Origin of the sequence: Paucibacter sp. PLA-PC-4 (assembly GCF_026241155.1) — a bacterium.
Lineage (GTDB): Bacteria > Pseudomonadota > Gammaproteobacteria > Burkholderiales > Burkholderiaceae_C > Roseateles_E.
In genome coordinates this window covers 26195-45207 of sequence record NZ_JAPFGP010000027.1, presented here as the reverse complement: position 1 = coordinate 45207, position 19013 = coordinate 26195, and the positions used below count along the sequence as shown (strand labels likewise).

Annotated in this window: 17 protein-coding genes and 1 pseudogene; 4 read left to right on the top strand and 14 right to left on the bottom strand. The window is 62.6% G+C overall.

The features are described from left to right. The first annotated feature begins 16 nt into the window (after positions 1 to 16). A complete protein-coding gene (gene glmM / locus OOZ63_RS26790) occupies positions 17 to 1348 on the top strand; it encodes a phosphoglucosamine mutase (protein WP_266008738.1) in 1332 nt (443 codons plus the stop codon). Positions 1349 to 1966: 618 nt separating this feature from the next. Here the strand turns inward: glmM and OOZ63_RS26785 are convergent. The 6 genes from OOZ63_RS26785 to OOZ63_RS26760 all read right to left on the bottom strand — a co-directional run bounded on the left by OOZ63_RS26785 (position 1967) and on the right by OOZ63_RS26760 (position 8582). Further along, positions 1967 to 3550: a methyl-accepting chemotaxis protein gene (locus OOZ63_RS26785; protein ID WP_266008746.1), complete on the bottom strand. Its 1584-nt coding sequence runs from the start codon at positions 3548 to 3550 to the stop codon at positions 1967 to 1969. 588 nt (positions 3551 to 4138) lie between these two features. Then, positions 4139 to 6028, bottom strand: coding sequence for a ferrous iron transporter B (gene feoB, locus OOZ63_RS26780; RefSeq protein WP_266008736.1), 1890 nt, complete (start codon positions 6026 to 6028; stop codon positions 4139 to 4141). Beyond that, the gene (locus tag OOZ63_RS26775) at positions 6021 to 6317 is read right to left on the bottom strand and encodes a FeoA family protein (protein ID WP_266008734.1); all 297 of its coding nucleotides are present in this window, start codon (positions 6315 to 6317) and stop codon (positions 6021 to 6023) included. Before OOZ63_RS26775 ends, feoB (OOZ63_RS26780) begins: the two co-directional genes overlap by 8 nt. 2 nt (positions 6318 to 6319) lie before the next feature. Beyond that, a complete protein-coding gene (locus tag OOZ63_RS26770) occupies positions 6320 to 6844 on the bottom strand; it encodes a hypothetical protein (RefSeq protein WP_266008733.1) in 525 nt (174 codons plus the stop codon). A gap of 299 nt (positions 6845 to 7143) precedes the next feature. Continuing rightward, positions 7144 to 7992 (bottom strand): nucleotidyl transferase AbiEii/AbiGii toxin family protein, encoded by an 849-nt coding sequence (locus OOZ63_RS26765; protein ID WP_266008732.1) that lies wholly within the window; start codon positions 7990 to 7992, stop codon positions 7144 to 7146. After that, entirely contained in the window at positions 7989 to 8582 is a 594-nt protein-coding gene (locus OOZ63_RS26760; RefSeq protein WP_266008731.1) for a type IV toxin-antitoxin system AbiEi family antitoxin domain-containing protein, read from the bottom strand. Before OOZ63_RS26760 ends, OOZ63_RS26765 begins: the two co-directional genes overlap by 4 nt. Before the next feature lie 125 nt (positions 8583 to 8707). On the opposite strand from OOZ63_RS26760, the gene OOZ63_RS29325 reads away from it, so the two are divergent. Both OOZ63_RS29325 and OOZ63_RS26755 read left to right on the top strand, forming a co-directional pair. Then, on the top strand, positions 8708 to 9142 hold the full coding sequence (locus OOZ63_RS29325; protein WP_416234789.1) for an HNH endonuclease: 435 nt from the start codon (positions 8708 to 8710) through the stop codon (positions 9140 to 9142). Between the two features lie 650 nt (positions 9143 to 9792). Then, on the top strand, positions 9793 to 9924 hold the full coding sequence (locus OOZ63_RS26755; RefSeq protein ID WP_262972482.1) for a hypothetical protein: 132 nt from the start codon (positions 9793 to 9795) through the stop codon (positions 9922 to 9924). Between the two features lie 224 nt (positions 9925 to 10148). On the opposite strand, the gene OOZ63_RS26750 is transcribed toward OOZ63_RS26755, so the two are convergent. From OOZ63_RS26750 to OOZ63_RS26740, 3 genes and pseudogenes are all read right to left on the bottom strand, one after another. Further along, complete coding sequence (locus OOZ63_RS26750) at positions 10149 to 12410, bottom strand: diguanylate cyclase (protein WP_266008728.1); 2262 nt, start codon at positions 12408 to 12410, stop codon at positions 10149 to 10151. A 245-nt stretch (positions 12411 to 12655) separates the two neighbouring features. Then, entirely contained in the window at positions 12656 to 12802 is a 147-nt protein-coding gene (locus OOZ63_RS26745; protein WP_266008726.1) for a hypothetical protein, read from the bottom strand. A gap of 75 nt (positions 12803 to 12877) precedes the next feature. After that, positions 12878 to 13012, bottom strand: a pseudogene (locus OOZ63_RS26740) (integrase core domain-containing protein); the annotation flags it as partial. Between OOZ63_RS26740 and OOZ63_RS26735 the strand changes: the two are divergent. Continuing rightward, a complete protein-coding gene (locus OOZ63_RS26735; RefSeq protein WP_323055794.1) occupies positions 12971 to 13570 on the top strand; it encodes a sensor histidine kinase in 600 nt (199 codons plus the stop codon). The pseudogene OOZ63_RS26740 and the gene OOZ63_RS26735 sit on opposite strands and share 42 nt — an antisense overlap. Positions 13571 to 13619: 49 nt before the next feature. On the opposite strand, the gene feoB (OOZ63_RS26730) is transcribed toward OOZ63_RS26735, so the two are convergent. From feoB (OOZ63_RS26730) to OOZ63_RS26710, 5 genes are all read right to left on the bottom strand, one after another. Continuing rightward, on the bottom strand, positions 13620 to 15509 hold the full coding sequence (gene feoB / locus OOZ63_RS26730) for a ferrous iron transporter B (RefSeq protein ID WP_266008725.1): 1890 nt from the start codon (positions 15507 to 15509) through the stop codon (positions 13620 to 13622). Continuing rightward, the gene (locus OOZ63_RS26725) at positions 15502 to 15792 is read right to left on the bottom strand and encodes a FeoA family protein (protein WP_266008724.1); all 291 of its coding nucleotides are present in this window, start codon (positions 15790 to 15792) and stop codon (positions 15502 to 15504) included. Before OOZ63_RS26725 ends, feoB (OOZ63_RS26730) begins: the two co-directional genes overlap by 8 nt. 286 nt (positions 15793 to 16078) lie before the next feature. Continuing rightward, the gene (locus tag OOZ63_RS26720) at positions 16079 to 16768 is read right to left on the bottom strand and encodes an anaerobic ribonucleoside-triphosphate reductase activating protein (protein WP_266008723.1); all 690 of its coding nucleotides are present in this window, start codon (positions 16766 to 16768) and stop codon (positions 16079 to 16081) included. Next, positions 16765 to 16950: an anaerobic ribonucleoside-triphosphate reductase gene (gene nrdD / locus OOZ63_RS26715; RefSeq protein ID WP_266008722.1), complete on the bottom strand. Its 186-nt coding sequence runs from the start codon at positions 16948 to 16950 to the stop codon at positions 16765 to 16767. The genes OOZ63_RS26720 and nrdD overlap by 4 nt, the downstream gene beginning before the upstream one ends. Next, positions 16947 to 19007 carry a ribonucleoside triphosphate reductase gene (locus OOZ63_RS26710; RefSeq protein ID WP_266008721.1) on the bottom strand — a complete coding sequence of 687 codons (2061 nt, stop codon included), beginning with the start codon at positions 19005 to 19007 and terminating at the stop codon, positions 16947 to 16949. Before OOZ63_RS26710 ends, nrdD begins: the two co-directional genes overlap by 4 nt. Positions 19008 to 19013 lie beyond the last annotated feature (6 nt).

Here is a 19013-nt window from a genome sequence, read left to right as displayed (position 1 = left end):
CCAGGAGATGCTACCGATGAGCCGTATGTACTTTGGAACCGATGGCATCCGCGGCACTGTGGGTCAGTCGCCGATCACGCCCGATTTCATGCTGCGCCTGGGCCATGCGGTGGGCCGGGTCTTGCGCAAGGAGACGGCACGACCCAGCGTGCTGATCGGCAAGGACACGCGTATCTCGGGCTATATGTTGGAGTCCTCGCTGGAAGCGGGCTTTGCCTCGGCCGGTGTCGATGTCTGGCTGACCGGGCCGCTGCCGACGCCCGGCGTAGCCTATCTGACCCGTGCGCTGCGCCAGCAGCTGGGCGTGGTGATCAGCGCATCGCACAACCCCTTCTCGGACAACGGCATCAAGTTCTTCTCGTCCAAGGGCGAGAAACTCCCCGATGCCTGGGAGCTGGCGGTCGAGCAAGCGCTGGAGGAAGCCCCGTCCTGGGTGGACTCGGCCAATCTGGGCCGGGCGCGGCGGCTGCAAGATGCGCGCGGCCGCTATATCGAGTTCTGCAAGAACAGCTTCGGCCCCGACCTGTCGCTACGCGGCCTGAAGATCGTCGTCGATGCGGCTCATGGTGCGGCCTATCATGTTGCGCCCGATGTGTTCCACGAACTCGGGGCCGAGGTCATCTCGATCGGCTGCAGCCCCGATGGCTTCAATATCAATGCCGGTTTCGGCGCCACCGCGCCGGCCGCCCTGGTCAAGGCGGTCAAGGAGCATGGTGCCCACTACGGGGTTGCGCTTGATGGTGATGCCGACCGCCTCCAATTGGTCGATGCCCAGGGCCGGCTCTACAACGGCGACGAACTGCTCTATGTGATGGTGGCTGACCGACTCAGCCAGGGCGTTCGGGTGCCCGGTGCTGTCGGTACCTTGATGACCAATATGGCGGTCGAGTTGGCCTTGAAGGCGCGCGATGTTGACTTCGTGCGGGCCAAGGTCGGGGATCGCTATGTGATGGAAGAGCTGGCCGCGCGTGGCTGGCAGCTCGGTGGCGAGGGCTCGGGGCATCTGTTGGCGCTCGACAAGCACACGACCGGCGATGGCATTGTCAGCGCCTTGCTGGTGTTGCAGGCGGTCAGCCGCAGCGGCTGCAGCCTGGGCGAGTTGCTGGCCGGCGTCGAGCTGTTCCCACAGACGCTGATCAATGTGCGCTTGCAGCCCGGCCAGGACTGGAAGAGCAATGCCCGCCTGGCCCAGGAGCAGGCCGAGGTGACCGCCGATCTGGGTGCGCGCGGCCGGGTGCTGATCCGGGCTTCAGGTACTGAGCCGCTGCTGCGCGTGATGGTCGAAGCCAGCGACGCGCAGCTGGCCCAGCAATGCGCGCAGCGCCTGGTGGATGCCGTCAAGATTTGAGTAGCGTTGTCTGTTGGCGATTGTTGAACATTGTTCCGCCGGCGATGTGGACCGAAACCTGAAGATCCGAGCAACCAACAGGCCTGGTCAAGCTGAACGCCGTCGGCCGAATACGGGAGCTGCGGTCCGAGTTTTCAGCCCAACGCAGCGAGTGACCTGCGCGCCTGACTTGCCAGTCAGGCGCCAGGCCGCTCTGAAGATTGCCTGATCTGATTGCCTGAGGCTAGTGGCGACGGATTCTCAGTACGGTCCTGCTGAGCAAAATTCGCCGGCGGTATCCGTCCGAGGCGGCTGTGCAGCCACACTTCGTCGGATTCCTGAGTCGGAGAACGCCAGGAGCGGGCGAAAGCGGGTAGCCAGCCGACGTTGAAGCCAAGGGGCCCAAGCTTAGCGGGTTCAGGGGCGTTGCGGTCTGAGGCGGCGGACCTGCCGGGCACCCGACGTACGTGGGCGGCTGCGGCGGGTTGAACGCCTGCGGATGCGATGTCCGCAGGCATGCGCATCGCACGCCCGGCCGGTGAGAACGAGTTGCCGACCGGTTGCCCTGTGCAGCCGGGCGTTGGGGCCTGCTGCACGGGGCAGGACGGATAGCCGCTTGCCAAGGCGGCCGTCAGACTGTCACCGCACCGGCTCTTCTTGATCCTGCCGGAAGATGCGCACCACCTCAGCCAGCCGGCTGGCTTGCTGTCGCAGACTCTCGGCGGCGGCCGCACTCTGTTCGACAAGGGCGGCATTTTGCTGCGTGCTGGTGTCCAACTCGGAGACTGCACCGCTGACCCTGCCAATGCCGTCGGTTTGTTCCTGTGTCGAAGCGCCGATTTCGTTGATCAGGTCGGAGACATTCTTCACCTGGCTCACGATATCGTCCATGGTGGCGCCGGCATCACTGACGAGCTTTGTGCCTGCTTCGACCTTGACGACGCTGGCGCCAATCAGTGACTTGATCTCCTTGGCGGCCTCTGCGCTGCGCTGGGCCAAGCTGCGAACTTCCGATGCGACGACGGCGAAGCCGCGTCCTTGCTCACCAGCCCTGGCGGCTTCAACAGCGGCGTTGAGGGCCAGGATGTTGGTCTGGAAGGCGATCCCATCAATGACGCCGATGATGTCGGCAATCTTCTTAGAACTCGCGCTGATGTCATCCATCGTCGCCACGACCTGTCCCACGACCTGGCCCCCTTTGGCGGCTGCCGCGCTGGCGGATGCGGCGAGTTGTGTGGCCTGCCGTGCGGTGTCAGCGTTGTGCTTGACCGCAATATTCATCTCGCTCATTGAGGAGGCGGTTTGTTGCAGACTGGCTGCCTGCTGCTCAGTGCGGCTGGACAGATCGGCGTTGCCGGTGGCGATTTCTGCAGATCCGGTGGCGATGGAGTCGGACGCTTGACGGACCTGGGCAACGATGCCCGACAAGCTTTGACGCATGCCGCTCAACGAGTCGAGTACGCTGCCGGCAGGGGCATGCAAAGCTCCGGGCACCGGGTTCAGGTCACCTTCGGCGACGCGACGCGCTGCGTCTCCCAGGGCCTGGGGCTCAGCGCCCAACTGTCTGACGATGCTCCGGGAGAGCGTCCAGGCAAGCGCGACACCGCTCAACAATGACGCGGCCAAGGCGGTCATCATCACGGTCAGGAAACCGTCGGCTTGGTCCATTGCGATCTTGTTTTCTGCCTGAATGCGACCTTCCTCATAGTCGATCAGTTGATTGACCGCTGCCAGCCATTGCACGTACTCGGGCTTGGCCTGCGACCAGAGCATGGCTTGCGCGCCAGCGGTGTCGCCCGAATCGACCATCTTGATGATGGACTGCGTGGTGGCAACAGCCTTGGCCTCGATGGCCTTGATGCCTCCGTAGAGTTCGTCCAACTGCTTCTTGTCTTCGCCCTTGGCGACAAGCGCCTCCAAGGGCTTGGCGGACTCCGCATAGAACTTGGCCAGCGCGTCGATGGCTGCCACCTCTTTTTGCCGGTCGGCGGGGGTGGAACTCAAGACCACATCTCGGATCGCGATGGCCCGGTCATGCGCCGAGCCCCGAAAATTGATGGCAAAGCGTTGGATGGATGCATGCACGTCGCTGTTGGCATGCAGGGCTGCATTGATCGCGTTCACCTTGACCATGGCCACAGTCGCGACGATGACGAGGATAAGAAGTACCAAGCCGAAGCCCAGGTGAAGGCGCTTGCCCACCGTCAGTTGGTCGAATTTCATTGAAACAGCCTCATATCCAGTTGCCCTGGGACCACGAAGTCGCAATATGGCGATCGATCGCAACAGGTTGAGACAAAGCAGAATCGAAGTCGCAGAGCGACTGTCCATCATTTGTCCAGGACAATATAGCACCCGACCCCTGGATGCGACGACGCGCCTAGCCGGCGGAGAAGCCAATGGGCGGGCTTTTTGCACGTATGTCACGTGCCAGACTTCAGACGGTTGGCCTTCGAGGTCCCTGGTTCTCGGTCACACAGTGAATTGATGTCGAGGCGCGTGTGCTCTTCAAGAATTGAATGAGCTTCTGATAAGGCGTGAAGTGAGGGCGACGGATCGCAACACGCAGTCGCGGCGACGCTTACGCCAGCGTACTCCGACAGGTCTGCCCCGCTACGACCGCCGCTCACGATGCTGCGTTCATTGGTGTCATTCAGACGTCGTGGAGCGCTTTCAGCACAGAAAGCCGAGCGTGCGTGAGCTGTAGCCGAAGCGCGGCAAACCCAGTAGGGTGGCAACTTCTGGGCCCCGCGCAAAGGGGAGCGGCCTGCTCGCGGTCGGGTGAGTCAGCCTGCATCCCAAAAATTCACTTCAGCCCATCGCCCACAAAGTGACCCGATAGGTTACGAATGAGGCCGCGTACGCCAGCGCAAACAGGTAGCCAGCTGCAATCCATGCCCAGCGTGCGCCGGCCTCTCGCCGGATGGTGGCCAATGTGGCCAGGCACATCGGTGCAAATACATACCAGGCCAGCAGCGAGAAGGCGGTGGCCAGGCTCCACCCTTGCGCGATCAGCGGCGTGAGTGCACCAGCCGTGTCATCGCTGACCGCCGATAGTGTATAGACGGTGCCTAGGGCGCTGACAGCGACCTCGCGCGCTGCGAGTCCTGGCACCAGTGAAATGCTGATCTGCCAGTTGAACCCGATAGGCTCGAACACCACCGCCAGTGCCCGTCCCAGCGTGCCGGCCAAGCTGTATTCAATGGCAGGGCCCGTGGCCCCCGCCGGCGGCGCCGGAAAACTGGCGAGCAACCACAGCAAGACCGAGAGCACCAGAATGATCCCGCCGACGCGGCGCAGGAAGATCTTCACCCGTTGCCACAAGCCAATGAGCACATTGCGCGCAGTGGGCCAGTGGTAGCGCGGCAACTCCATCATCAGGGTGCGCGTCTGGCCACCCGCTGTCAGCCGCTTGAGCACCCAGGCCACGGCCAGAGCGCCCACAATGCCCGCAAGGTAGAGCGCAAACAGCACCAGCCCCTGAAGTTCTAGGCCACCCAGCACTTGGCGGCGCGGCACAAAGGCGCCAATCAGCAATGCATACACCGGCAGCCGCGCCGAGCAGGTCATCAGTGGCGCGATCAGCATCGTCACCAATCTATCCCGGGGGTTGGCGACGGTGCGAGCAGCCATGATGCCCGGGATAGCACAGGCAAAGCTCGACAGGAGGGGAATGAACGAGCGGCCAGACAGCCCCACACCGCCCATCAGCCGGTCGAGCAAGAAAGCTGCACGTGGCAGGTAGCCTGATTCTTCCAGCACCAGGATGAAGAAGAACAAGATCACGATTTGCGGCAGGAACACCACCACGCCGCCAGCGCCCGAAATCACCCCGCCTACCAGCAGGCTGCGCAGCCAGGTTTCTGGCAGCGCGTTCGACACTTGCTCACCCGCCCAGGCCGTTGCGGATTCGATCCAACCCATCGGTACCTCGGCCCAAGCAAACACCGCTTGGAATACGAAGAAGAGCAGGGTGGCCAGGATGATCGGCCCTATCACTGGGTGGAGGACGACCCGATCCATCCGGTCACTGGTGGTGTTGGGCACCGCGCTGGCAAGACCGAGTCGTTGCAATGCGCCTCGTACTGCCTCGTGATCGCCCCTGGCATCGTGTTCCAGAGGCTCGCTGCTTGCAGGCTGAGTATCGAGCGAGACCGTTTGCCACACCGAGGGCTGATCCAGCAGGGCGCGCAAGCCTTCCGCTCCTTCGCCATGTACCGCGACCGTCCGAACCACGGGCACGCCCAGTTCATGCGCCAGCGCGTTGGTGTCAATACGCAGCCCCTGCTGCTCAGCCAGATCGGCCATGTTGAGCGCCACCACGCAGGGCAGGCCCATGCGTTTGACGGCCAGTACCAAACGCAAGTTGCGCCGCAGATTGGTGGCATCGACCACGCAAATCACCAGGTCGGGCCGTTTTTCGCCGACAGCCTGACCGCGCAACACATCCACCGTGACGGTCTCATCGGGCGAGCGCGGATTGAGGCTGTAAACGCCCGGCAAGTCCAGGAGCCGCAGTGCTCGCCCAGCGGCACTGGTCAGGCGGCCCTCCTTGCGCTCCACGGTGACGCCGGCGTAGTTCGCTACCTTCTGATGGCTTCCCGTGAGGCGGTTGAACAGGGCTGTCTTACCGCAGTTGGGGTTGCCCACCAGCGCCAGCAGCCGACCCGGCGGGTGCAGGTGAATGACGGATTCATGCATGGCTTGTGCCTTCTTCGGCGGGTGGTTTGGCGGTTTCAACCGTCACGCAGGCCGCCTCCTCCCGCCGCAGGGCGAAAGTGGAATCACCCACGCGCACCACCAGCGGGTCGTGTCCGGGTAAGCCTCGCGCCAACACGCTCACCAGCTCGCCGGGCCAGAAGCCGATCTCTTCCAGTCTCGCGGGCCACTCCGGTGCGCCTGCCGGTGTACTCAAGCTGACTACGCGCGCAGGCCGATGCAGATCCAGCTTGTCCAGTGTCAACGGTGTGTCGGTACTGTTGCTGCGCATCGTCAATTCCTCGGCTCGGTTACGAAGCCGAGCTTGAATAAACCCGAGCGCTGCACGGCCGCCATCCTCTGCTCACCGGGCTCGTGTTCCACCTTGCGGTCACTGCGGACAAACACCGCGCTTTGCGGCGCCTTCTTTGCCGCAGCCCTCAGTCGCTGGCCCGGCTGCCCGCCGATCTCCAGCGCCTGGTCCCACAGCACGTTGCCATCAATCGCCACCGCCGGGGTCGTTTGCTGCGATGCAACCAGCGCTTTGGGCAGCAGGTGCTGCGGTGATGGCCGGCGCCAACCTTCGTGCACGGCGGCCAGATCGTCGTAGCGGCGTACTTTGCTGCGCCGGTGCTGGTCAACGACCAGAGTGCGTGCTGAGCGGCAGACCATGGCGCGAGCATCTAACACGGCCTGGCCAGAGGACCGCGGGGCGAAAGCTCGCGAAAAGCTCTCCTGTGCGAGGTCGGCTGCGGTGTCGCAGTCGTCGACCTGTCGTGAAAGAACATCTAGCAGTTTGCGGTGGTCGAGCTCCAGCACGTGCAGACCTTTGGAAGGATGAAGGGAAACGCCTGGGCCCGTGCGTGGAGACTGGCGGCTGCTTGTCTGCGGTTTCAGCGTGATGAGAACTGTTCTTATTATCTTCGAAAAAGCTCAGTGCTCGATCACACTGGCCGCGCTGAATCGCCCCGCAGCGGTTGACTTTGATCGGAAGCAATAGTTGACGACTGATGCGTTGCAGCGGCCCGTCAAACTAGGTCTGCCTCCCAGCGCGAAATCAAACGCCCGTCTTGTGACGGTGGAGCTGTCGGCAATGATTGCGCGGTCAACCAGGCCTTTCAGCTTTGCTTTTGCAGCTTCTGAAACTCATCGCGCAGCAGGGTGACAACGTCCCCTAGATTGAGCGCCTGCAGCCGGTTCTTTTTGAGGAACGCGATCCATTGCACTGTCTTCGTGGCATCCCGTGCGAATGCATCGCTCAAGCCCGAAGGTGTGGTGTCCGGCAGCTGCAGTTGCCGCCGGGCAAAAGTGGCGTCGATGGCGCGGCGCAGTTCGGTCGATTCCATGGCCCCCTCGGTGAGCAGCACCCACAGATCGAAGTAGTCCTTCATCCGGGTGTTGGCCATGCCGAGCAGGCACACCGCATGGAACTTCTCGGCCACCACGGTGTATTTCGGGTACGAGCGCAATTGCGGTGCGGGCAGGTCATCGAGCAGCACCGGGTAGCTCACCGATTCCGGGGCCGGCGTCACCGCATCGCCGAAACCGATATCGACCTGCAGTGTGATGCGCGCTCCGTCCAGCTTCGCCAGCAGGTCGATCCGCACTCCGCCATAGTCTGCCTCCTTGCGAATAACCGAGCCCCTGACCGATGCGGGATCGAACGCGATGCCGTCCTCCACCTCCATCGCGCAGATTTCACGGAATGTCGCAACCGCAGTGTCTATGTCGTCCGGACCATATCCCAGCAGGTCCGCGTCGCGCGTTGGCCGGTGTGGCTGGTCATACCACAGAGAAAACAGCAGGGCTCCCTTGAGTAAGTAGTTTCCAGCATGGGGTGAGATCGACAGCCGATACAGCAATCGCTCCAGGCCGTAGTGGGTGAGGATCAGGTTGAAGTCCTGCTTCGTGGCATCGGCACGTTGCTTCAAGCGGGCGCGGATGGAGGCGGCCAGGTTGCGGCTCATGCTGTCATGCTCTCCAGGTAAGGCCGCATCACATTGGCCACGCGGTTGACCGCGGCGTAGTGACACAGCGCATCCATGGTCAACTTGCGCTGCGCCCAGCCATCGCGCAGCGCCTCCAGCGCCACGTCCAGGCCGATCTTGTTCCGGAACTTGAAGCAGTCGGCCACTGTCTTGTTGGCGTTGAACACCGGGACCTGCACGCCATCGATGTCGATGGGTTCAACACCTTCGGAAAGAGCCGGTCCCGACATGCGCACCACACGCAGCGCCGGCTGGTCCAGTCGGGGAGTGGGTGTGTGCGGAGGGATCGCCAGCCAGACCTCGAACGGCGCCTGGGTGCCGATGCCATGAACGCGCAACGCCGACAGCAGGCACACGACACCACGCGGCGCCCGCAGGGCTACTTCGGCTAGGGAGCGGTGTTCACTGAGTGCACGCCCCGGCAGGCTGTAGACGCCGCGTGCCACTCGTTCAAGCTTGCCTGCAGCGACCAGACGGCTGAGCACCACGGTCGGCAGTGCCTGCGCGGTCAGATCGCGTGCGCGCAGAAGTGGCTGTCGCTCGGCGAGTGCGAGCACAGCATTTTCCATCGCTGAGTTTTTGCCATGAAACATCCATGCAGTCTGTTGTAAATACTAGTTACTTGTCAATAAGTAACTAGATAAAGAAACAAACTCCGGGATTCGGTCGAGCGTCTTCGTTCAGTGCCTGTGCAGTGGCAATTCACTTTCTGTTCAGTTTGTGCACTGGCGCACCATGGGAAAGCGAACACCTCGCACTTAATGTGCTGCTCGCCAGCTTGGACCTATTCGAATCCGAACGCGACGCGTTGGTGAAAGCTCGAATCGGGCAGGGACGGTTCCGCGCTCAACTGGAAGAGCGTTGGAAGGGATGCTCGGCGACGGATTGCAGCCTGTCAGAGGTCCTGTTCGCTTCACACATCGTGCCTAGGTCGGAATGCACTGGCGCGCAGGGGCGGTGGTCGGTGGACAACGGCTTATTGCTGTCGCCTGCGCTGGACAAGCTCTTCGATCGGGGAGGGGGGCTGATCGCGCTGCACGTTTGGTGTGCCATCGACGAGCGAGGCGTTCTCGACTCTTCTGCTGGCGCACCCGGCTTCTCGCCTGACACACATCATCAACCTACCTAGCTGCTGACCCAGTCCACGACTTATTGTGGGTTTTTATGTGGGTCAGAATCTGAAAAATACGCTAAGTTGTTGATTTTAAAATACTTCTGGCGGAGAGGGCGTCCGCCGAAGAGCTAATATTTATCGGGGTTCCGTGGGTGAAAGTCGCTCCTACCCACAAATTGACCCCCAAATTGTTCTCTCGGTGACGGACTTCAATTCGCGGAGGAACACCTGTGCTGGGTGCGCTGAACTTACACAGTGCTCCGAAAAGTGTCCAGCGCTGTACTGCCTCTGATCCCTTCTCCATCAGGCCAAGCATGGCTCTGCACAGTCATGGTGTGCGCAAGTTTCTCGCCATCGCCGCTTTGCTCCTCGGTTGCTTGTTCGTGGTTCAGTCCACGATGGCAGCCTCTGCGGGCTATAGCGATTGCTGCACACATGGATGCGAGGGGATGGCGGCCTGCGCAAGTGTGAGCTGTCAGGTCTGTGCCGTGTTGCCGGCGGCCCCTGCACCCCGAGAGCACTCTGTCGTTTTCGCGGATTCGCGTGAGCGCCCCGGTGCGGAAGAGCTCCTGCCACCGGCGCCATTCGCCGAAATTTGGCCTCCCCCTGATTAGGTGCGTGGTTGACGTTAATCACCACTACTCATTCATAAAGGAATCCAAATCATGAAATCGAAGCTCCTGAAAATCTCTGCCGCTGTCGGCTTGCTTTCCATCTCTGCCGCCGCTCTTGCGGCGAACAGCTGCTGCGGTGATCTCGCGGCATGCTGCCTGGAGATGTTGGCCTGCTGCTTCTAAGGTCAGGCTGAACTAAGCCGATTCGGCTCAGGGCCGGCGCCTATGGCGCTGGCCCTTTTTGTCGCCGTTTCAGGAACCTCTCTGACAACTTGCCGAGTCTCGAAATGGCCCGGGATCGTCGGACCAGAGCGGAGCGCCTTCGACGACCATCAGCTGAGCGAGCTTGACTGCAGGCCTCACATGAAGAATGCCACTCGGTTCGGTCTCAGCTGCACCCTCGCTGCCTACGCCGTTGGCCCGGAGGCCGAGATTGAGTATCCGTTGCGTCCTTGGCTCTTCACGACATACAACGCGCTGTCCGCGCGTGCCAGCAACGCGTCCGCTGTCGTGTCTTCCCCGGAGTCGTAGGCGACGCCGATACTTAAGGTGACGTCGAGTTCGGTCGTGGCATCAACCGCAATGCGCCGCTCCATGGAGCTGCTGATCTTCCTGGCGACAAGGATGGCCGTTGCCTCGGACTCAAGATCCTCCAGAAGGACCACGAACTCGTCGCCAGCAAAGCGGGCAACCGTGTCATGTTTGCGGACACAGGCCCGCAGCCGGTTGGACACCTCCTGCAAGACGGCGTCACCTGCAGCGTGACCTTGCGTGTCATTGACCGCCTTGAAGCGGTCGACGTCGATGAACAGAAGACCAACACCCCTCTCGTTTCGCCTGGCACGCGACAGAACCAGTGGCAACTGCTCGGTGAAGTAGCGCCGGTTGTGCAGTCCGGTCAGGCTGTCGGTACGCGCCAACGTGCCCAACATCTCTTCAGATTTCTTGAGTTCGGTGATGTCGGCGCTTACCGCATAGACGCCCGCCACGGAGCCGTCCTCATTCAGATCCGGCACATACGAATTCTGAAACGCCTTGGTTCCGACAACTGTCTCCCGCTCGGACACGAACTCGAGTGCTTCGCCATGCAAGGCTCGATCCAGGTAGTCCAGACGACTTGTGTAGAGGCTCTCGCCCCAGAGCTCACGGATGTGCTTTCCTTCCGCCTGCGCCCAGGCCTGCCCGAACCAGCGTTCACAGGTGCCGTTGGCAAAGGTGACGCGCAACTGTGTGTCGAAGTGAACGAGCAAAATAGGAACGGCGTTGCTCAAACCACGCAGCAGCTTCTCACTGCGTACGACGGCTTGATTGCTGGCCGCCAGTTCCGCTTCTCGCCTGTGGGTGGTCGTGATGTCGCGCAGGTTCACCGCGACGCCGTCGCCCACTGGCACCATATGCCGGGTCACGCGGATGCGGCCGTCGTGATCGGTGCCCAGATCGAGTTCGGCCACCTGGGCTTTTCGTGTCGCGACGATCTGGCAGAACTCGGTGAACCATGGGCTTGCCCGCTCTGCACCAAGCACGACGGACAGTGGCCGGCCCAGCAGGTCGAGACCCGCTCGGCGCAGCCATCGGCAGGCACGATGGTTGGCGTGCTTGCAGACGAAGTCAATGAGCTCGCCCTGTGGATCACGGACGGCTTCGAAGATCAGGAAGGCATCGAGCTGGGCATCCGAGGCGGCGGTGAAGAGTTCGCTTGATAGGGCGGCCTCACGCCTGCTGCGGTCCAGTTGACGTGCAGTCAAGAGAACCGGAGCAAACGCTGCGAGCAAGAGCGCAGAGGCGATAGCGAATGCGAGCAGTACCGCTTTGCGTCGCTCGTAGAAGGGCGCCAGCACTTCTTCTTGCGCCAGGGCGACGGTGACAAACAGGCCGCTGAACCGGTTGCCCTTGAACGCGACCAGCCGGGGCACCCCATCGAAGGTGCTGTCGGTAGCGAAGACTCCCTCATCGCGTGCTGCAACGGCCTGCGCCAGGGCTGATCCCTGCACCGTGTCTCCGAACGTGAACTCCTTGCCTTTGCGCGAGACGCGCACCACGCCGTCACTACCGGTAAGGGCTACGATGCCCTGCTTGCCCAACTGTGCCTCCGAGTAGTAGGTGGTGAAGTCCGAAGGATCTACTGCGGCCACGACGACACCGGTAAACGCGCCATTTGCATCGAGACGGGCGCGGCTGATATGCACTCGCCACTGCCCGCTGTATCTCCCGACCGAGGGAGCACCGACATACAGTCCAGTCATCGAATTGCTTTGATGGACCTGGAAGTAGCCGCGATCGGCCGCCGTACCCCCTCGCTCCCCCTTGGCTGGCTTGGCGCTGCTTGCAATCACCGCGCCAAGGGCATCGGTGAGATAGAGGCTGCGAATCCCGGCTTCCTGAAAGTTGGCTTTCTTTGACAAGCGCTCAAGGTCGCGCTGCAGTTCTTGCAGCGACTGCTGCTCCGCAAGGAGCGTGAGTATTAGATCAATCTGGGACAGGTGCCGGTCTACGAAGGCATCGTAGGCTTTGGCGGCTCCACTGGCCCTTTGCAGGCCTTCGAGTTCGGTACGCTCATGGTCTGCTTGGATGAGAAAGGCGCCGGCACCCCACATGGCGGCCATCAAGGCACAACACGTCAGCACTAGGCCGTGTTTGAGCCTGCGGCCGGAGCGCAGTGCGATCGCCATGAAAGGCTCCGTTCTTTTAGGCTTGGCTGATACAAAGCCAGCAACCGCCCCAACGCGGCGGTTGCTGCGCATTCTCCTCCAGGTCGAGGTGGCCGGCCAGCAATTCACGGTCTGCGCCTTGACATGGAATGCCGGTCAACTGACCCAAAGGCGCTGATCGCGCCGATCAGGAGCGCGGGGTACGTCGCAGACGAACGCTGGCGGCCCGGCGCCGCTGAAAATCAGAAGGTCCGAGACTGAAGGACTCAGCGTACTGCCGCTGCAAACTGGGCCTCGGCATGGCTCAACAGCTCGGCGCTCAACTCGCGATAGTGAGGCGAAGCGGGATCGCTGAGGTAGGCTGTCCAGGTGCTCGTCGTGCAGGCATTGGCACCGAGGACCTCGATTCTCATGAGCACGTCTGCTCGGCGATAGATCTGACCTGCCCCCTCCCGCCGTACCAACCAGGCGGAAGTCCGGGTTGAAGATTACTTGATCTCGTTGCTTGAAGCCGGTGGCGGCTGGTTCTTAGTCCGGTGGCGCTGAGCAAACGCCGCCGGCGGTATCCGTCTCAGGCTGCTATGCGGCCGCACCTCGTTGTAGTCCTGGCGCCAGATGGCGATCTGCCTCAACTTCTGGACGAAAGCGAAGACGGCTTGCTTTGGGTCAAGAAGATAGTCCAAGACCTCAAGGACTTCTCTAGCGTTGACCAGGCTGAATGGCAGGAAGCAGACCTGAACGCGGGGCTCGATTCGACACTCAATGTCGTGATGAACGAGGTCAGGTACAAAGCTGATGTCAAGAAGGTTTACGGGAGAATCCCCGCCGTGCGCTGCATCGCAGCCCAACTCAATCAGGTGTTCATGAACCTGATCATCAACGCCGCGCACGCCATCCCGGAACGGGGCGAAATCACATTGAGCACATCGACTCAGGGAGAATGGGTGAGCGTCGAGGTTCGCGATACCGGTGCGGGCATGAGCGAGGATGTTCAGCGCCGCATCTTCGAACCCTTCTTCACCACCAAGCCAGTAGGCATGGGTACGGGACTGGGCCTGTCACTGTCGTTCTCCATTGTCCAGAAGCACGGTGGACGTATCGAAGTGGAATCATCACTCGGCGTTGGCACGCTATTCCGCGTTTGGATCCCGATCCAGGGGCCAGCACCGACCGTTGCCTGAGTGTTCAGAGCGCAGGCGGGTGAGTCAGCTTGCATCCCCAGAACTGATTTCAGCCCATCGCCCACAACGTGACCCGATATGTCATGAAAGAGGCTGCGTATGCGAGCGTGAACAGATAGCCGGCCGCCATCCATGCCCAGCGTGCGCCGGCCTCTCGCCGGATGGTGGCCAATGTGGCCAGGCACATCGGTGCAAACACATACCAGGCCAGCAGGGAGAAGGCGGTGGCCAGGCTCCAACCTTGCGCGATCAGCGGCGTGAGCGCGCCGGCCGTGTCATCGCTGACCGCAGACAGTGCATAGACGGTGCCCAGGGCGCTGACAGCCACCTCGCGCGCTGCAAACCCTGGCACCAGCGAGATGCTGATCTGCCAATTGAAACCGATAGGCTCGAACACCACCGCCAGTGCCCGCCCCAGCGTGCCGGCCAAGCTGTATTCAATGGCAGGGCCTGTGGCCCCCGCCGGTGGCGCCGGAAAACTGGCAAGCAACCACAGCAAGACCGAGAGCCAAAGGATGATCCCGCCGACGCGGCGCAGGAAGATCTTCACCCTTTGCCACAGGCCAATGAGCACATTGCGCGCGGTGGGCCAGTGGTAGCGCGGCAACTCCATCATCAGGGTACGCGTCTGTCCACCCGCCGTCAGGCGCTTGAGCACCCAGGCCACGGCCAGAGCGACCATGATGCCGGCAAGGTAGAGCGCAAACAGCACCAGCCCTTGCAGTTCCAGGCCACCCAGCACCTCGCGTTGCGGCACAAAGGCACCGATCAGTAGCGCATACACCGGCAGCCGCGCCGAGCAGGTCATCAGTGGCGCGATCAGGATCGTCACCAGTCTATCCCTGGGGTTGGCGACGGTACGAGCAGCCATGATGCCCGGGATAGCACAGGCAAAGCTCGAGAGCAGGGGAATGAACGAGCGGCCAGACAGCCCCACACTGCCCATCAGCCGGTCGAGCAAGAAAGCCGCGCGCGGCAGATAGCCTGATTCTTCCAGCACCAGGATGAAGAAGAACAGGATGATGATTTGCGGCAGGAACACCATCACGCCGCCAGCGCCCGAAATCACCCCGCCCACCAGCAGGCTGCGCAGCCATGTCTCTGGCAGCAAGGTCGACACTTGCTCACCAGCCCAGGCCGTTGCGGCTTCGATCCAGCCCATCGGTAGCTCGGCCCAAGCAAACACCGCCTGAAACACCAAGAAGAGCAGGGAGGCCAGGATGACCGGCCCCATCACCGGGTGAAGCAGGACCCGATCCATCCGGTCACTGGTGGTATTGGGCACCGCGCTGGCAAGACCGAGCCGTTGCAAGACGCCTCGCACTGCTTCGTGATCGCCCCTGGCATCGTGTTCCAGAGGCGCGCTGCTTGCAGGCTGAGCATCGAGCGAGACTGTTTGCCAGACCGAGGGCTGATCCAGCAGGGCGCGCAAGCCTTCAGCCCCTTCGCCATGGACAGCGACCGTTCGAACCACGGGTACGCCCAGTTCGAGCGCCAGCGCGTCAGTGTCAATCCGCAGCCCCTGCTGCTCAGCCAGATCAGCCATGTTGAGCGCCACCACGCAGGGCAGGCCCATGCGTTTGACGGCCAGCACCAGACGCAAGTTGCGACGAAGGTTGGTGGCATCGACCACACAGATCACCAGGTCGGGCCGCTTCTCGGCAACAGCCTGGCCGCGCAACACCCCCACGGTGACAGTCTCATCGGGCGAGCGCGGATTGAGGCTGTAGACGCCCGGCAAGTCCAGGAGTCGCAGCGCGCGCCCAGCGGCACTTGTCAGGCGGCCCTCCTTGCGCTCCACGGTGACGCCGGCGTAGTTCGCTACCTTCTGATGGCTTCCCGTGAGGCGGTTGAACAGCGCTGTCTTACCGCAGTTGGGGTTGCCCACCAGCGCCAGCAGCCGACCCGCAGCGTACAGGTGAACGGTGGCTTCATGCATGGTTCTTGCCTTCCTTGGCGCTTGGGTTGACGGTTTCAACCGTCACGCAGGCAGCCTCCTCACATCGCAGCGCGAAAGTGGAATCGCCCACGCGCACCACCAGTGGGTCGTTGCCGGGCAAGCCGCGCGCCAACACGCTCACCAGCTCGCCGGGCCAGAAGCCAATCTCTTCCAGTCTTACGGGCCACTCCGGTGCGCCTGCCGGCGTACTTAAGCTGACCACGCGCATGGGCCGATGCAGATCCAGCGTGTCCAGTGTGATTGGGGTGCGGGTGCTGCGCATCTTCAGTTCCCCGGTTCGGCCATCCAGCCGAGCTTCAACCGTTCACGGTAGTAGAGTTCCAACACGTACAGACCCTGGCAAAGATGAAGGAAACGCCTGGGCCCGTGCGTGAAAACTGGCGGTGGCTGGTCTGTGGCCTTGGCGTAATAAGAATTGTTATTATCCGGACGGATTGCCTCGTTTGAGCACACCGGACACGCTGAATCGCCACATTGCGGTTGACTTTGATCGACAGCAATCGTTGACGATTGAGGCCTTGCAGCGGCACGTCAAACCAGGAGCCGGTCTAACGCTGACAGAAGCTCTCGAACAATGTGGTGATGTCGCAGACCTCCTCGGATGTCAGCGACGTGGCGGGCACTCCATTGATGCTCGCGCGCTGCACTGCCCAATGGCGAACGCCGAGCGCTTCCAGCTTGCGGGCCAGTTGCAGCAGCTCGTGCAGAGGGTACAAACTCGGGTGCCAAGTGGTGCGGCACTCATAGGCCACGCCGCTGCTGAGGACCAGTTGTAGCGCCGCCTGGACCTTGGCGCCGCTGCCGGGCACGCCGCTGATCGCATCGATCTTGTCCAGCGGCGCCTTGATGTCGAGGCCCAGCCAGTCGATCAGCGGCAGCACGGCGGCCAGCCGCCCAGGGTAGGCGCCGGCGCTGTGCAGGCCGACCGCGAAGCCGAGCGCACGAACCTCGGCGATGGCCGCAGGCAGGGCGGCCTGCAGGGTTGGTTCGCCGCCTGAGAACACCACGCCGTCGAGCAGGCCGCGGCGGCGCTGCAGAAAGGCCATCACGGTCTCCCATGATTGCGCCGTCGGCGCATCGGCAGGCAGCAGACCCGGGTTGTGGCAATAGCTGCAGCGCCAGGGGCAGCCCTGCAGAAACACCACCGCCGCGAGCCGGCCCGGAAAGTCGATCGTGGTCAGCGGCGTCAGGCCGCCGACCCGCAAGGTGGCGGCGGCTGTGCTCAGGTGGAGGCTCACGCGGCCCGGCGCAGACCGGGCTCGGCGAAGAAGCGGCGCTCCTGGTGCTCGCCCTGCTTGCCGGTGTTGAAACTCGAGACCGGCCGGTGGTAGCCCATCACGCGCGTCCAGACTTCGCAGGGTTGACGCTCATCGTCGCGCAGCGCGATGGCTGTTTCGGTCATCGGGACAGGGTGGATCATTGCAGAGTCTCCTTGGTGGTTGAACAGGGGATGGAATCGTTGGCTGCGCCCCGGCGGCGCTTCTGTTCGAGCCGCTCTTCATCGCAAGCGGGGCAGAAAGGGTGTTCTCCGGCCAGATAACCATGGCTCGGGCAGATCGAGAAGGTCGGCGTGACCGTGATGTAGGGCAGGCGGAAGCGGCTCAGCGCGCGCCGCACCAGCTCGCGGCACGCAGCGCCACTCGAGACGCGCTCACCCATGTAGAGATGCAGCACGGTGCCGCCGGTGTACTTGGCCTGCAGCGCCTCCTGGCGTTCCAGCGCCTCGAAGGGGTCGTCGGTGAAGCCGACCGGCAGCTGCGAGGAGTTGGTGTAGTAGGGACGGTCTGCGCTGCCGGCCTGCAGGATCTCTGGCCAGCGTTTGCGGTCCTCGCGGGCGAAGCGGTAGGTCGTGCCCTCGGCCGGCGTCGCCTCCAGGTTGTAGAGGTGGCCGGTTTCTTCCTGGAACTCGACGATGCGGGCGCGCACATGGTCGAGCAGGCGCAGCGCCAGCGCATGGCCGCGCGCGTCGGTGATGTCGTAGTCGTCGGCGCTGAAGTTGCGGATCATCTCGTTGAGGCCGTTGACGCCCAGGGTCGAGAAATGGTTGCGCAAGGTGCCCAGATAGCGCTTGCTGTAGGGAAACAGGCCCTGGTCCATCAGGCGCTGGATCAGCTCGCGCTTGAGTTCCAGGCTCTGCCTGCCGAACTCAAGAAGCCGGTCCAGCGCAGCCAGCAGGCCGGCCTCGTCGCCGCAGTGCAGATGGCCCAGGCGCGCACAATTGATCGTGACCACACCGATGCTGCCGGTCTGTTCGGCGCTGCCGAACAGACCGTTGCCTCGCTTGAGCAGCTCGCGCAGGTCCAGCTGCAGCCGGCAGCACATCGAGCGCACCATATTCGGCTCCAGCTCCGAGTTCACGAAGTTCTGGAAGTAGGGCAGACCGTACTTGGCCGTCATCTCGAACAGTGCGGCGGCGTTCTCGGATTCCCAGGGGAAATCGGGTGTGATGTTGTAGGTCGGAATCGGGAAGGTGAAGACCCGGCCTTTGGCATCGCCGGCCGTCATTACGTCGATGTAAGCGTGGTTGATCATGTCCATCTCGAGCTGCAGATCGCCGTAGGAAAACGGCATCTCCCGGCCGGCAATCACCGGCACCTGCTCGCGCAGGTCCGCTGGGCAGCTCCAGTCGAAGGTCAGGTTGGTGAAGGGCGTCTGCGTGCCCCAGCGCGAGGGCACGTTGAGGTTGTAGACCAGCTCCTGGATGCACTGGCGCACCTCGGCGTAGCTCATGCGATCGGCACGCACAAAGGGCGCCATATAGGTATCGAAGGAAGAGAAGGCCTGCGCACCGGCCCACTCGTTCTGCAAGGTGCCGAGGAAATTGACGATCTGGCCGACCGCCGAGCTCATGTGTTTGGGAGGGCCGGCCTCGACCTTGCCCGGCACGCCGTTCAGGCCTTCGTGCAAGAGCGTGCGAAGCGACCAGCCGGCGCAGTAGCCGCTGAGCATGTCGAGATCGTGGATGTGCAGGTCGCCGTCTCGATGGGCCCGGCCGATCTCGGGTGCATAGACATGCGAGAGCCAGTAGTTGGCCGTCATCTTGCCGGACACATTGAGGATCAGGCCGCCCAGCGAATAGCCCTGGTTGGCATTGGCGTTGACGCGCCAGTCGTCGCGGTTCAGGTACTCGTTGATCGAGCGCTCGACATCCACCAGGGTCTTGCGATCCTCACGCAGCCGCGCATGCTGCTCGCGGTAGACGATGTAGGCGCGCGCGGTCTTCAGATGATTGGACGCGATCAAGGTCTGCTCGACGATGTCCTGGATCTGCTCGACGCCGGGTGCCTGACCGTGGAAGCGGTGCGCCAGCACCTTCAGCACGCTGGCGCACAACAAGGCCTGTTCGTCGGCGCCGTACTCGCCGCTGGCAATGCCGGCGCGTTGCAGTGCCAGCGCGATCTTCTGGGCGTCGAAGGCCGCGTGGCGCCCATCGCGCTTGAGAACCTGGGCGGGAAGGCTTGCATGGTTGTTTGACATGGATGG